The organism is Priestia sp. JNUCC 25, assembly GCF_053667915.1.
In genome coordinates this window covers 758279-771946 of the sequence record NZ_CM132211.1, presented here as the reverse complement: position 1 = coordinate 771946, position 13668 = coordinate 758279, and the positions used below count along the sequence as shown (strand labels likewise).

Sequence of the window (13668 nt, the reverse complement as noted above, 5' to 3'; positions counted from 1 at the left end):
ACATGCATTTGACCGTTATCTCTAGAACAAGGAGAGTTGTTAACGTGAAAAAATATAATATTCCAGTGGAAGCGGCACTAGAAGTCATTGGAGGCAAGTGGAAAGTCGTTATTCTTTGCCACTTAATTAAAGGGACAAAGCGCCCTGGAGAATTAAAAAGAATTATGCCGCGCGTTACGCAAAAAGTATTAACGCAGCAGCTTCGCGAACTTGAAGCAGACGGCATCATTGTTAGAAAAATGTACAATGAAATGCCGCCTCGAGTAGAATACTCTTTAACAGATTACGGATGGTCTTTAAAAAGCATTCTTGATTCATTATGCTCTTGGGGAGAACATCATATTGAAAAAACGTATCCTGATAAAGAAGCTGTACTTATGCAGCCTGTAGAAGAAGTCACTGTTTCTAATTAAAAAAAGCTGACTATCTAGTCAGCTTTTTCATTCCCTTACTTTCTTTGTTTTTTCAGATGATGTATATATTCAGGAGGAACCCATATGACAGAACAACTTAAAAAGAAAATTAGTCTTCAAGATGCTATCAAACAGCAGCTTGCTAATAAGAAAAATCAATCTTCAAGTAAAGCTCAAAATAGCAGCACCAATCAAGCAACCAAAAAGCTGACGAGTCAACAAACAAAAAAAACGAATAATCAGCGAAAGAGAACAGGTGTATAATGAACGGACAAAATAGAAAAGACGTAGCTCCTGGAATTGAAGTCGACATTGTTTTAAAAGCAGATCAGCGTTCTGGAAAACTTACACACGGAACGGTCAAAGACATTCTGACCAATTCAAGCTTTCACCCACACGGCATCAAAGTCCGTTTAACAGATGGACAAGTCGGACGCATAAAAGAAATTTATCCAAATTAAAAAAGCATGTATTCTACATGCTTTTTTAATTTACACTTCAAATAAATCTACTTATCATTTCCTACTTTTGTTAAAATAAAGAAGCACTGTCGTCCCCTTTCTTTCCCTTGGGAATTCACGCAAGGAAGAAAAAGGTGGTGGATAGTCTGAGACGAATCCTCAAGTCATTTTTCCTAGATGCTGAGAATGTTCAGCTCCTAACGGCTTACGTAGAGCTTTTAGGAGCCATAGTCGCTCTTATTTTGCTATTTTTCCAGTAGTAAAATAAGTAATCACCGATAAGTATCGTCTAAAAGGTTCTTCATCCATAAGGCTCGTGTGCTGATTGTCTTTAGGGAATGGTGTTTGGCGGCACTTCCCTATAGTAAAAAGACAGCTTCCTTGCAGAAATGGACAAGGTGTAATCAACTACGGCCGATTATGGGTGCGGGACCTTTTTCTTTATTAGTCTATGTCTTTTTTTCACTTCCCATACACAAAAATAAAAAAACCTCCGAGTTGGCGGTCTCGAAGGTTTTTTCTAGTGAATCGTTTTCGACAAATCCTCATCCGGGCTAACAAGGTTCAGATCTAATAAGATTATGTGATGAATTTCTTCACCTTACAAGCTAAACTTGTCAAAGCTAAGAATTCATTCGCTTGTTAAGAATAACTGAACGTGCGCTCCAGATTGTCATTTTTCCTAGCCTCAGTATATCATACTTGTTGAAAACAGGTAAAAAAAGTGTTCGACAAAGCTTGTCAGCAGCTCTTCACCTATGTCATATTTTTCAAAACAAAAAACATTTTACAAATATGAAGGAATTTCATACTATTAGATAAAAGATACAACATAGAAGATAGAAGTATTCTGACTTGGAGAGGATTTCAATGAAGCAACCTCAGTTAGAAAAAGAAATTCGAGCCTTACAATCAGATATTTACCAATTAGCTAAAAAAACAAGCAGCTATTCTCACGGTGAGATTTTAAAATTAAGTCAAAAGCTAGATCAAAAAATTGTTAGTTACCAAAAGCTTTTTAACCGTACCAAATAAGAGCCGCGTAGGACTTTCACTTGCTATCCCTCAAGTACCATAAACTACAAATAAAACAGATATGTTTTATTCGCAATAGGTATATCTCTGCTTCCCTAATTAATAGGGAAGTTTTTTATTTAGAAAATTAAACCTTCTCCTTTCCTTAGGTTAGTTGTCATACAAATTGGGTATCCAATCAGTAGGCCTTAAAACCTATCTAAGAAATATAAAGGAGAGAGTGCATGATGAGTAATGCTGATACTACCCAAACAAAAAAAGGCGCCGACTTACTAGTAGAAAGTTTGGCAAGTCAGAATGTGCCTTATATTTTTGGCATTCCAGGAGCCAAAATTGATGGCGTATTTGATGTTTTGAAAGAAAAAGGACCAGAAGTAATTGTTTGCCGCCATGAACAAAATGCTGCGTTTATGGCAGCTGCTATGGGAAGACTGACAGGTACGCCGGGCGTTTGCCTTGTCACATCAGGTCCAGGTGCCGCTAACTTAGCCACTGGCCTTGTCACTGCTACTTCTGAAGGTGATCCAGTGGTAGCCCTAGCAGGAGCCGTTCCAAGAGCAGATCGATTAAAAAAGACGCATCAATCAATGGATAATGAAGGACTATTTAAATCTATCGCCAAATTCAGCGTTGAGGTAGAAGACGCTGCAAACGTTCCAGAAGTGATAACAGACGCCTTTCGCGAAGCTGTTTCTTCTCCTTCAGGAGCATCTTTTGTCAGCTTGCCGCAGGATGTAATGGATAACGAAACATCAGCTTCCACTCTATCCGTTTTAAAAGCTCCTACGATTGGCGCTGCTAATTTAGACGCTGTTGCCCAAGCTATACACACTATTCGCACAGCAAAACTACCTGTTTTACTTTTAGGTATGAGAGCAAGTAAATCTAAAGCAGTGGAATCAATCCGTCAGCTTATAGCAGAACATGACCTTCCTGTGGTGGAAACGTTCCAAGGTGCGGGAGCTGTTTCACGAGAGCTTGAAACTCACTTTTTTGGGCGAGTAGGTCTTTTTCGCAATCAGCCTGGAGACGTGTTATTGAAGCATGCTGACGTCGTCTTAACAATCGGATATGACCCAGTTGAATACCCTCCTTCTCTTTGGAACTCAGAAAGTCAAAGAAGCATTATTCATTTAGATGATTTACAAGCACAAGCTGACCGCCATTATCAGCCGGAAATTGAGTTAGTAGGGGATATTCCAAGCACAATTGACATATTAGCGGATAAACTCCCACATTTAATACGTTCAAAAGAAAGTGCTTCTTTTTTAAAAATGCTAAAAAGCAAACTTGAACAACCTGACGATCAGTACGAGTTTTCTAATGACACTCACCTTCATCCCCTACAATTAATTGAAGCTCTGCAGAACTTTGTTGAAGATGATACTACCATCACATGTGACGTTGGTTCGCATTACATATGGATGGCTCGTTATTTTCGTTCCTATGAACCTCAGCATTTACTATTCAGCAACGGCATGCAGACACTAGGTGTTGCTTTGCCTTGGGCTATTTCAGCTGCACTCGTTCGCCCCCATAAAAAAGTTCTGTCCATGTCTGGAGACGGGGGGTTTTTATTTTCAGCTATGGAGCTCGAGACAGCCGTTCGTTTAAACTTACCAATTGTTCACATTATCTGGAACGATCAAACCTACGATATGGTTGGCTTTCAACAGCAGATTAAATATGGCCGAAAATCTGCAGTAGAGTTTGGCAGTGTAGACTTTGTTACGCTTGCTGAAAGTTTTGGTGCCAAAGGATTTAGAGTTAACTCACCAGAAGAATTTTCGGACACTCTAGCAAGCGCTTTTCGTGAACAGGGCCCCGTTATCATCGATGTTCCTGTAGATTATAAAGATAATGAAAAATTAAATACACAGCTACTGCCAGATCAAATTAACTGAAAGGACTGAGTAAAGAATGAGCAATAAAGAAAAATTAACGATTCACCAAACTTCCACTATGATCGCTTTATTAGACGGAGTATTTGACGGTGTTGTCACATACAAGGATTTAGCTAAGAAAGGGGATTTCGGCATTGGTACCTTTAATCAATTGGATGGTGAAATGATTGCCTTTGACGGAGAATTTTATCATATTGCTGATGGTAAAGCCTCACCTATTAGTAAAGATGCAAAAACACCTTTTGCCATTATGACAACCTTTTATGAAGATATCTCTTATCGTGTAGAAAAGGAAATGAATCGTGAACAACTAGAAACCTTAATGAACGAGCTTATTCCTAGCCCGAATTTATTCTATGCAGTTCGCATTGACGGGAAGTTTAAAGAAGTAAAAACGCGCACGGTTGCAAAGCAAGAGAAGCCCTATCCTTCCATGGTAGATGCGGCTGCTGATCAGCCTACATTTACATCTTCAGATGTAAATGGAACACTAGCAGGTTTTTACACGCCAGAATATTCTTCAGGCATCGGTGTTCCCGGCTACCACCTGCACTTTATTGATGAATATAAAAAAGAAGGGGGGCATGTTTTAGATGTCTCCGTTCAGGATGTTACAATTCAAATCTGCAAAAAAACGAAATTAAATCTCAATTTATCGGAAACAAGTGAATTTTTAAGTGCTAATTTAGAAGACCATGATGTAGAAGAAGAAATTGCCACGGCTGAATAAACAACCATACTTTTACTGATAAAAAAACGCTCATCGTCACGCATGACGATGAGCGTTTTTTATTTAATCGCGTTCAGGCTTCATTTCTAGCACAACACAGAAACCTTCCGCCTATACGTAAAAGGAGCCCGTGTCTTTTAAAACATAGAAAAATGGTATTTCAGTCTCTTTTAGACATCTAGCCATTCGATCCTTAAAGTTATCTAATTTAATTATATTTTTTGCTTCTTCTAACGTAAAATATCCCACATCCTGCGTTTCATTGGAGACAGAAATTTTTCCGCTAATCGCTTTTCCCTTTAATAAAATAACAGTAGTAGATCGTTTAACATCTTGTTCTACTCCTAGAAAGTTGGTCACTTCAATAACAATTCCAGATTCTTCTTTAACTTCTCGTATCCCCGCATCTTTTATTGATTCACCTGCTTCAACAAAACCGCCTGGAAATTCCCATCCCCGTCTATGGTTCTTGACTAGAAGCACGTGATGATCTTGATTTACCACCATAACTGCTACAGCTAATTTTTGATTCAACTTTTTCTCACTCTCCTTTTAAAGCTTTAAGATATTGTTCAAGAAGGTGAAGAAATCTTTCTATATCTCTATATGTGATATCACCAATATTTGCTATTCGAAACGTTTCTAATTTATCAATTTTACCAGGATAAATGGTGAATCCTTGTTTATAAAAAAAATCATGCATAATATCAAAATTATACTTTCTATTGGAAGGCTCGATGATAGAGGTAATAATTTTAGAATGATGTGTTTCAGGAACCAAATAGGTTAACCCAAGCCGAGTAATTCCATCCGTTAAAGTAGTCCATGATTTTGAGTAGCGTTCATATCGTTTCTCAATTCCTTCCCACTGAGTTTCTATAATTGCCTGCTTTAAGGCGTACATAGTCTGAACAGGAGGAGTAAAACGCATTTGTTTATTCATTTGGAAATATTGATACTGATCATATAAATGAAGATAAAGGTTACGAGGCTTTATTTGCTCCGTTTTTTCTAACCGGTCTTTATTTGCTATAACAAACGACACGCCTGCCATTCCTTGAAGGTTCTTATTTGCACTTGCGGCCAGATAGCTTATATTCATTTTTTGCATGTCAATTGGAACAGCTGCATACGAACTCATTGCATCCACAATCATTTCGATATTTTTCACTGCACAAAATTCCCCAATTTGTTCAATATCATTAAGAAGCCCCGTGGAAGTTTCACAGTGAACAAGCGCCAGATAGGAAACGTTCGTTGAAATCTTTTTTATAAAAATTTTTAAGTCGTTCATATCAATAGCCTGCTGGGCGGAGCTTTTATATTCTAAATAATTCAGTCCATAAATTTCAGCGATTTTACACATTCTTTCACCGTATGGACCATTATTGATAATAACAACCGTACCGTTATCAATTACTGAACTTAAAATCGATTCCACTGCCGCCGTTCCAGATCCGCCGAATAATACCGTAGTATACTTCTCTGGATTCCCAACAAATTTTGTTAGTTCAGCAGAGATAAATTCCATTGTCTCTCCAAATTGTTTTTCTCTCGGGCAAATGTCCTCCACTATTTGAGCATATTTGACGGTATCTGTTGTAGTTGCCGGTCCGGGGTTTAGGAGTATATTTCTTTTAACTGTATGTGGAATACCTTCTCGAGCTTTAATAATCGGATAAACAATAGTAGTTGCTCTTGCCCAGTGATCTTCATCATCCACTTCACACCATGCCAAATTATCCAGTTTATGAACATACACATTTGCTTTTTCGGAAATTTTAACGAGGCCATATTCATAATCGATCGTTTGATTAAACTGAAACAGCGTATTTGCTTCATCACAAAGTCTCTGAAATGTAGCATAAGAGAGTTTGGTTAAACCAACTAGTTCTGCATAGATACTATTCAACTCTTCTTTTTGTTTTGACATATTCTTAAGGTTATTATCTTCATCAGCTTCAATATAAACTTCATCGCCAGCACCGTTCAATTTACTCGCTAGTATGACATCTGATCTCGAATGATTTACTAATGTTTCCAACGCATTCTTTTCATAAATTACATCCGATTCCAATAGTAAAAAATCTTCTTTAATATAATTTTTAAATTGATACAGCGTAAACAGACTTCCCGTTGTTTCGTATCTAGAATTATAAACACATTTTATTTGAGGATATCTAACCATTAGCTTTTCATATTCTTCTTTCATATAACCTGTTCCAATAAAAATCGTCTTGACTCCTGCTTCTATTAACTTGGAAATGGAATGTTCAATAATCGATTTTTCATCAATCATCAAAAAACCTTTAGGGCGGTTTCCAGCTCTTTTACGAATCCTGCTCCCCATCCCTGCAGCTAGAATAACAGCTGTTTTAATCATCTAAAAACACCTGCAGTCTTTCTCTGACTTCATAAGGCTTCATTTCAGGACGCCCCAGGTTCTTTTTAGATCCTTTCGCTATTTTAAGATATAAAAACGTTAATTTTTTATCACTTTTCCACTGTTTGATATACGTCTCTAACTCATATAAGTTATGAACATGAATGGAATTTTGATACCCACAGGAAGAAGCAATATCTACAAAATTAATGTTATGAGAGACCGTATGTTGTCCCCCTGTAGAGTCATGGGTTTGATTGTCTAAAAGAATGTGTAATAAATTTGCTGGACAGTAGTATCCGTTGGTTGCTAGATTTCCCATGCGCATAAGCAACGCTCCGTCTCCATCAATTGTAATGATGTTCTTTTCATTTCTGCTCAAAGCTAAGCCTAAACCAATGGAACTAACGCACCCCATAGATCCAACCATATAAAAATTATTTCTTGCGTCTTCTATTTCGTAAAGCTCTCTTCCTGTTTTTCCTGTAGCGGCCAATTGAATAGTATCGTTGTCTTTTAATGAATTAACTACTTGTAATGCCTCATACCTTGAAGGTAACTCGTCGGTTGTTATCTGTTCACTTTTCATTTTAGGAGTAACGTTTTTTATTGATTTTTCTAAAAGCTTAACTGGCTCAAACGTTCCTTTTTTTACAATAAAGAAGTAGCTTTCATTATTTTCAACAGCTTGATTAGCCCGCTGTAATTGTTTTTTAACTTCCTCAAAATCAAAAGATAAATATTCCCATTTTATTTTCATCGTATTTAGTAGGGCAGGAGTAATTTCTCCCATTAATTCATGCTGTGGTTCATCTGGACATCCAGGTTCTCCGCGAAAACTGACAAATCCAAGGACAGGAATTTTAAACGGATGAATAAGAGAGGTTAAAGGGGAAACAGCATTTGCTAATCCGGAGTTCTGCATTAAAACAACCGCTTTGTTGCCAGCAATTGATGCCCCAGCAGCAATCGCTACCGCTTCTCCTTCGTTTGCTGCTGCAACATATTCACATTCGTTGATAGCGTAGTTAATAAGATGTTTAAGATAGGAACAAGGAACCCCGCTATAAAATTGAAAACCTAGTTTTTTTAATTGAGTTCCAAATACGGGCGTACTAATCATTTTTCCCACCATCTTTTTGAATCTTTGTATACGTTTCGGTATCTATCCATGACCCCATCGTATATTTAACAGCAACTGGGTGAATTAGATTAATATAATTAAAGAAATCAGAAAACGTGAGCTGAGCAAAATCTTTTCTTTGTGCCAGTTCTTCCAAAGCTTTTTTTACAACCTCAGTGCCTTTTCCAGAAACTTTCCAAAGACCAATGAATTCACCATGAATGTTGTTAGAGTTTGGATTGCACGACATTTGAATCAAGTCTACTGTTTTAGAATACAGCTGCTTGGAATAGGGAAGTTTAGCAGTTACATAAGATGTTTGATTCCCTTTTAACTCATAATCAGCTCCTGCTACGATAGTGATATCGCCACTTTCATGAATTAACTCCTCAAAAACATGTGTTTTATATACGATGTTACTATCGCTTATTAAAGTAGCCGTTCCTAGCTTATCTCTTGCAGCATAGAGATGATATAATTCTCCTTTATTAGGAAACGCCTTATCTTCCATAGCTTTGTTAGAACCTGCTTTTATACTATTTGTCACGCCGACTTTTTTTAACTGATTTATCTGCTCGGTTATCAAAGCTTCATTTGCTGATTCTTTTACCAGAATCATAGCGTTCGTGCTATGATTGGCAGAGCTTAAATAAAGTTTCTCTGCCATATCGAGCTCTTCAGCTTTTTGAAGACGGAAAACTTCCTCAAGCGGAGAGACATTTTTTTCTACATTAATCAAACTTTTATCGCAATAAATCTGAGCGGACGTTTTTTGCATAGCTGTAATGGAAGATCTTAAGTTATGGTTGGCCCAAATGCTCAAGCTAATTCCTAAATCACTAAATTTATCAGTTGGAACCGAATAATATTTGGTTGGAACAATAATAACCGGAAGCCTGTTTCCCCACTCTTTCATAAAAGCTTCAATCTCTGTCATATCTGACCTTTTACTATGAATCAAAACGGCGTCGGTTCCTGCTTGGCGATAAGCTTCTGCACGCTTTAAAGCTTCCTTCAGCCCCCACCCTGCAATAAAAGCTTCTACACGCGATACCACTACAAAATCTTCGTCATTTTGGCTATCTTTCATTGCTTTAATTTTGCCGCAAAATTCATTAATATCTGCAAGCGGCTGTGCTTCACCTTTAATAAATGAGTTTGTTTTTGGAAACAATTTATCTTCAATACATACGCCTGGAATGTCTCGCTGCTCCAATTTCTTAACTAATCTTCTTGCATTATTAAAGTTCCCATAGCCTGTATCACCATCAAGAAGAATTGGAACGGACGTTGCGTCACTCATAAACTCTAAGATGTCTAACACCTGTGTCCATGAAGCCTCGTTATTATCTCTTACACCCAGTGCTGCAGATAATGACAGGCCGCTGGCCCATATCCCTTTGAACCCAGCTTCTTCTACAATCTTTGCAGATAGCGCACTGTGAGCCTCCATAATAAACTCTAGCTGTTTACTTTCTATCAACTCTCTTAGCTGTTTAGTCTTCTTCATGTCTATCCTCCTTTTACTCTGCGTTGTCTGGAATAAGTTTATTTCTTAATTCTTTAAAAGTAGGTTTTGTCATAACACGGTGCGTTACTTTTAATAAAATTATTGTATTTTCATTTAAATATGGAGCTAGCACATTGTATACTTCATCACCAGTCTTGCAAAAATAGACTTTATTAGGGTCCATTCCACATTTTAAAGCTCCTGTTCCAATAGCTTTTGCTTCATCTCCTACTACAACTAGAATGTCAATTTTGGATTCCGCTGCTTTTTTTCCCATATCTTCATATTGTTTAATTGCATATGGTCCTTCTCCTAGTTGAGGCATGTAGCCTAATAAAGCGATAGACTGTTTCTCTTTTGACATATCACTAAGAACTCCAAGAGCTGTAGCCATCGATAAAGGTGAAGAGTTCCATGTGTCGTTAATTACCGTACATTCATTCAGTCCTCTTTTAAATTCCAAATGTTCTTCTACTTGTTCAAATAAGCTAAGTCTTTGTATGGCAACGGAAATATCAACTCCCACATAAAATACTGCAGCAATGGCAGCCAGTGCATTATACACATTATGTTCACCATATCCAGGGATAAAGGCATCGTACTCTTTGTTTTGGTACTTTAAAGTGAAAGCCATTCCTCCCTTAGCATATTTAATATCTTTTGCTTGAAATTGGGAATCATCACCTTTACCTATATATACAACACCTTGAAGATGACTAACATCAAGCACTCTCTTAATATTTTCATCATCTGCGTTTAAAATCAAAATGCCGCTATTTGGATCTAAGCCTTCTACAATTTCGGCTTTTGCTTTCATATATTCTTCAGGTGTTTCACAATCAGCGAGATGGTGCACGCCTATATTTAATAGAATTCGTATTTGTGGCTGAAAGTAGCGACACGCAACTTTTAAATAGCCCGGATAAGCGACCGGCATTTCAAAAACAGCTACTTCTGTCGTATCATCAATACCTGTTAAATAACGTAGATTTACAGACATAGAATTCATACTCATCCACGTAGCTTTCACTTTATAATCTTCAATTAATATTTGTCGGATCATCTCTTTCGTGGTCGTTTTTCCACAAGTTCCTGTAACACCAATAACAGGAAGATCAAAAAGCCCTCGGTAGTATTCGATAAATTTCCAATAAGCCTCTTCTAATTGAGCTGTTTTAACAAGAATAATATTTCCCTCTAAGTTCGTGCACAGCTCAGGGTGATCTGTTATAACGACAATTGAATGATTTTCTTTCCAATACTTCCCTCTAATCGGTTCTCTATCTAAATGAAAGATGAGTGTATGATCCTCTATATCCTTTTTAGCGTAGTTTATAGCATGTTTAATAACAGGATTTCCTGATCCATAACAAAGGTCTCCCCCCGTTTGTTTAAGGATTTTATTTAATGTGAAGTGCTTCATGTTAAATCCTCCTTTTCTTCTTCGTAGCCAGCCAGTGAAGACGCATAATTGAGCAGGCGAATCCCCGCCAAAGTACGCAGCTTGTAGGCTCTAATTTGTGAGAATAGACTATCTGGTTTTGCATTTATTTCAAGTAACTTTATGGAACCGTACTGATCTATACATAAATCTACCGCCAGCTCCCCAAAAGGACCCACTTTCTCCTCTACTGTTGCAACAATATTTTTAGATATTTTAGCTAATTGGTTTATAATGAGCCTTCTGTCTGTTGGATCGGGATATAAACTGTTTAATATTTTACTGAGGCGCATATTCGTTTCAGAATCTTCCGTTAGCACATCTTCACCAGTGAGACGCGCAACCATACCCGTTCGAAGCCAAATTTGCTTTTCATTTTTTTGCATATAAACCCGTATTTCTAAATTTTTATCTTTATGCTGTTTTCTGCGAATTCCTTCTTGAACAAGATAAGGATTGTTTTTCATCAAAGGAGAGAGCAAAGTAAATAATTCTTCCATATTACTGAATTGATGCAGCTCTTTTTTATTAAGATCAAACCAAAAGATGCCTGTTGGTCGGCGAACGATACGCATGACTCCTTTACTTAAGGCCCCGCCAAGCGGTTTTAAATAGACTTCTCCGTAGCTATCAAGCATTTCTGCAATGTCAGCAGATTTTTGTACGAGACGTGACTCTGGAAGAAATTCTTCATATTCTTTCATAAGAAGTTCATATGTTGCCCACTTATCTCCCGTGAGCTGAAACAAATTTGAAGAATTAACAAAAGGAATTTTATAAATCGCCTGAAGTTTTGCCCTTACTTCATCTATTAAAATATTTTTTCTACTATCTATGAAATAACGGTCATAGATAACAGCAGGAAAAGGAAAAAGCCCTTCACCGTTAATGGTTGTTCCTTTAACCAATTTTTTCTCCCAATCAATATCTTCGGGTTCAAACACATATACAAGCATTCGCTTTTCATTTGCTAAGCGACATAGATGATGGAAATAGGTTGTTTGTCTTTCAAAAGGACGGTTAGCAAGAATGCCAATGATAGGACCTAAAGTTATGATGCCTTCTGAAGCTGATAGCTTGGGGCACCAATCTTTCGGGAGAGATAGTTTATCACGGAGAGATTTAGAGAGTTGAACCATATTTGGATGGCGAAATGAAAAAGGATAAGAATGAACAGTTGCAGTTGATATTGCCTTTCCTGCACTAACCATCGTAGACTGCCCCTCTTTGAGGCCGTATTTTAAACGGAGCTTTTTGGGGATTTGGATAATATGTCCGCGGTCATAGATTTCTTTAGAAATCTTTACATTCCAATTCCGGCGAATATCATTTGATTCATCACAAGGAATTTCTTTTTCTATCATTTCAAATAGAAAAGATAGTTCATTTTGATAGTGTGGATAGCTGGATGTTTTCATAAGATTGGCTTTGATATCTTTCCACATTCGTTTAAGAAAGATTTTATTCCCTTGATAGTAGGCACGCTGCGTAAGTGGATGAAATAAAAATTCGCTTTTTAATTCATGATGATGGGTAGCAACTAGCTGAGCAAGAGCTAAAGTGGAGAGAGTAATTCTAGGGTCGATAATCCAAGAGCTTAAAGTTAAATACTCAAATCCATACGATTTCTCACGATAGCGTCCAAGACCTCCATGGTTCGTTTTCCGTCTGAGTTTAGCGGTCTTAGATTCTTCTATCAGCGCTACTGGAATAGCAAGGTAGTGGTCAAGAGCTCTTAATAAGGATAAAGAAAGCGGAATACCAAAATGAATATGTCCTCCACATTGATACCCTGAAAACGGCATGCTGCCTGCCCGAAAATGAATATTTTCATATGGTACCTGTGCAGATGCTTTTTCTATTAACTTTTGGATATTCTCAAATAGTTCTGTTGATGAATTTGCTTTTTCAGGCCTAACTTCTACTAATGCATACTCACCGCTATCTTGCTCTATTTGTCTTTCATCACAGCCTACCGGACCTTCAACAGAAAAAAAAGTAGAAGCTGGTAGAAGCTCTCCATCACAACTTAACATAAACTCAACGTCAGCACCCATGCTAAAAGGAACGCTAGGCTTTAATGGATTTTCTATCCATTCACTTTCTGATGAGTTAATATCTGTGACGATACACTCTCCATTTTCTAATACCCCCATTTTGACAAAGCCGCTTTTAGCTCCCGTTACGTAGAGCGCTCGAATGGCTACGTTCATCAGCATTTCCGGTACATCCATGCCGTTTACCTGTTCTAATTTCCAGCCGAAGGCTTGCGTTCGAATGGGTATTTCATTAAATACAACATGTTCACTGGTCACTACTTGTACTGTTTTTACGCTCAGTCCTTCTACTTCTAGACAATATTCTTTGTCTATTGCATATATTTTCGTAAAATAGTCATATCCTTCATATATTGCTTGATCCTTTGTATTTACGATAACAATATCTCTTCCGCTATGGTGACCATACTTCCTCCCTATCACTGGATATGAACAGGTTTTGGGGTCAACTAATTCAACAGACGGTATATTATTCAGATTAAGAGTTTGCAACGTCATTTCTTTATCAGATAATATCCCTAACTCTTCTCTCATTGGATCCATTTTAAAGCCTCCTAATTAGAACTTTCTATCGTATTTTGCTACTTTAATGCCTTATAACAATAATCAGC

General features: G+C 37.4%; 12 protein-coding genes. 6 read left to right on the top strand and 6 right to left on the bottom strand.

Translation table 11 applies throughout. The annotated features are described in order from the left end of the window. Window positions 1–44 precede the first annotated feature (44 nt). From JNUCC25_RS04070 to budA, 6 genes are all read left to right on the top strand, one after another. On the top strand, window positions 45–413 hold the full coding sequence (locus JNUCC25_RS04070; RefSeq protein WP_013055500.1) for a winged helix-turn-helix transcriptional regulator: 369 nt from the start codon (window positions 45–47) through the stop codon (window positions 411–413). An 84-nt stretch (window positions 414–497) separates the two neighbouring features. Beyond that, on the top strand, window positions 498–677 hold the full coding sequence (locus JNUCC25_RS04065; protein ID WP_013055499.1) for a hypothetical protein: 180 nt from the start codon (window positions 498–500) through the stop codon (window positions 675–677). Continuing rightward, the gene (locus tag JNUCC25_RS04060; RefSeq protein ID WP_013055498.1) at window positions 677–874 is read left to right on the top strand and encodes a YwbE family protein; all 198 of its coding nucleotides are present in this window, start codon (window positions 677–679) and stop codon (window positions 872–874) included. Before JNUCC25_RS04065 ends, JNUCC25_RS04060 begins: the two co-directional genes overlap by 1 nt. Window positions 875–1744: 870 nt before the next feature. Next, window positions 1745–1909 carry an aspartyl-phosphate phosphatase Spo0E family protein gene (locus tag JNUCC25_RS04055; protein ID WP_078081481.1) on the top strand — a complete coding sequence of 55 codons (165 nt, stop codon included), beginning with the start codon at window positions 1745–1747 and terminating at the stop codon, window positions 1907–1909. Between the two features lie 224 nt (window positions 1910–2133). After that, window positions 2134–3813, top strand: a complete 1680-nt coding sequence (alsS, locus tag JNUCC25_RS04050; protein ID WP_082888735.1) for an acetolactate synthase AlsS — start codon at window positions 2134–2136, stop codon at window positions 3811–3813. 16 nt (window positions 3814–3829) lie between these two features. Next, a complete protein-coding gene (gene budA / locus JNUCC25_RS04045; protein ID WP_029324807.1) occupies window positions 3830–4543 on the top strand; it encodes an acetolactate decarboxylase in 714 nt (237 codons plus the stop codon). A 111-nt stretch (window positions 4544–4654) separates the two neighbouring features. Here budA and JNUCC25_RS04040 read toward each other — a convergent pair whose 3' ends face one another. From JNUCC25_RS04040 to JNUCC25_RS04015, 6 genes are read right to left on the bottom strand one after another with little or no spacing between them, the layout of a single operon-like run. Then, on the bottom strand, window positions 4655–5077 hold the full coding sequence (locus tag JNUCC25_RS04040) for an NUDIX hydrolase (protein ID WP_013055495.1): 423 nt from the start codon (window positions 5075–5077) through the stop codon (window positions 4655–4657). A 7-nt stretch (window positions 5078–5084) separates the two neighbouring features. Continuing rightward, window positions 5085–6926, bottom strand: coding sequence for a 2-aminoethylphosphonate aminotransferase (locus tag JNUCC25_RS04035; protein WP_263033162.1), 1842 nt, complete (start codon window positions 6924–6926; stop codon window positions 5085–5087). Then, a complete protein-coding gene (aepY, locus tag JNUCC25_RS04030) occupies window positions 6919–8049 on the bottom strand; it encodes a phosphonopyruvate decarboxylase (protein ID WP_029324806.1) in 1131 nt (376 codons plus the stop codon). The genes JNUCC25_RS04035 and aepY overlap by 8 nt, the downstream gene beginning before the upstream one ends. Next, a complete protein-coding gene (aepX, locus tag JNUCC25_RS04025; protein ID WP_013055492.1) occupies window positions 8042–9559 on the bottom strand; it encodes a phosphoenolpyruvate mutase in 1518 nt (505 codons plus the stop codon). Before aepX ends, aepY begins: the two co-directional genes overlap by 8 nt. 13 nt (window positions 9560–9572) lie before the next feature. Next, window positions 9573–10982, bottom strand: coding sequence for a Mur ligase family protein (locus tag JNUCC25_RS04020; RefSeq protein WP_064471320.1), 1410 nt, complete (start codon window positions 10980–10982; stop codon window positions 9573–9575). Then, window positions 10979–13600: a putative amidoligase domain-containing protein gene (locus tag JNUCC25_RS04015; protein ID WP_078081475.1), complete on the bottom strand. Its 2622-nt coding sequence runs from the start codon at window positions 13598–13600 to the stop codon at window positions 10979–10981. Before JNUCC25_RS04015 ends, JNUCC25_RS04020 begins: the two co-directional genes overlap by 4 nt. Between the last annotated feature and the right edge of the window lie 68 nt (window positions 13601–13668).

Coding starts and splice junctions, on each gene's coding strand:
- JNUCC25_RS04065 (WP_013055499.1), top strand. CDS start 498: ATGACAGAACAACTTAAAAAGAAAATTAGTCTTCAAGATGCTATCAAA.
- JNUCC25_RS04060 (WP_013055498.1), top strand. CDS start 677: ATGAACGGACAAAATAGAAAAGACGTAGCTCCTGGAATTGAAGTCGAC.
- JNUCC25_RS04055 (WP_078081481.1), top strand. CDS start 1,745: ATGAAGCAACCTCAGTTAGAAAAAGAAATTCGAGCCTTACAATCAGAT.
- alsS (WP_082888735.1), top strand. CDS start 2,134: ATGATGAGTAATGCTGATACTACCCAAACAAAAAAAGGCGCCGACTTA.
- budA (WP_029324807.1), top strand. CDS start 3,830: ATGAGCAATAAAGAAAAATTAACGATTCACCAAACTTCCACTATGATC.
- JNUCC25_RS04035 (WP_263033162.1), bottom strand. CDS start 6,926: ATGATTAAAACAGCTGTTATTCTAGCTGCAGGGATGGGGAGCAGGATT.
- aepY (WP_029324806.1), bottom strand. CDS start 8,049: ATGATTAGTACGCCCGTATTTGGAACTCAATTAAAAAAACTAGGTTTT.
- aepX (WP_013055492.1), bottom strand. CDS start 9,559: ATGAAGAAGACTAAACAGCTAAGAGAGTTGATAGAAAGTAAACAGCTA.
- JNUCC25_RS04020 (WP_064471320.1), bottom strand. CDS start 10,982: ATGAAGCACTTCACATTAAATAAAATCCTTAAACAAACGGGGGGAGAC.
- JNUCC25_RS04015 (WP_078081475.1), bottom strand. CDS start 13,600: ATGGATCCAATGAGAGAAGAGTTAGGGATATTATCTGATAAAGAAATG.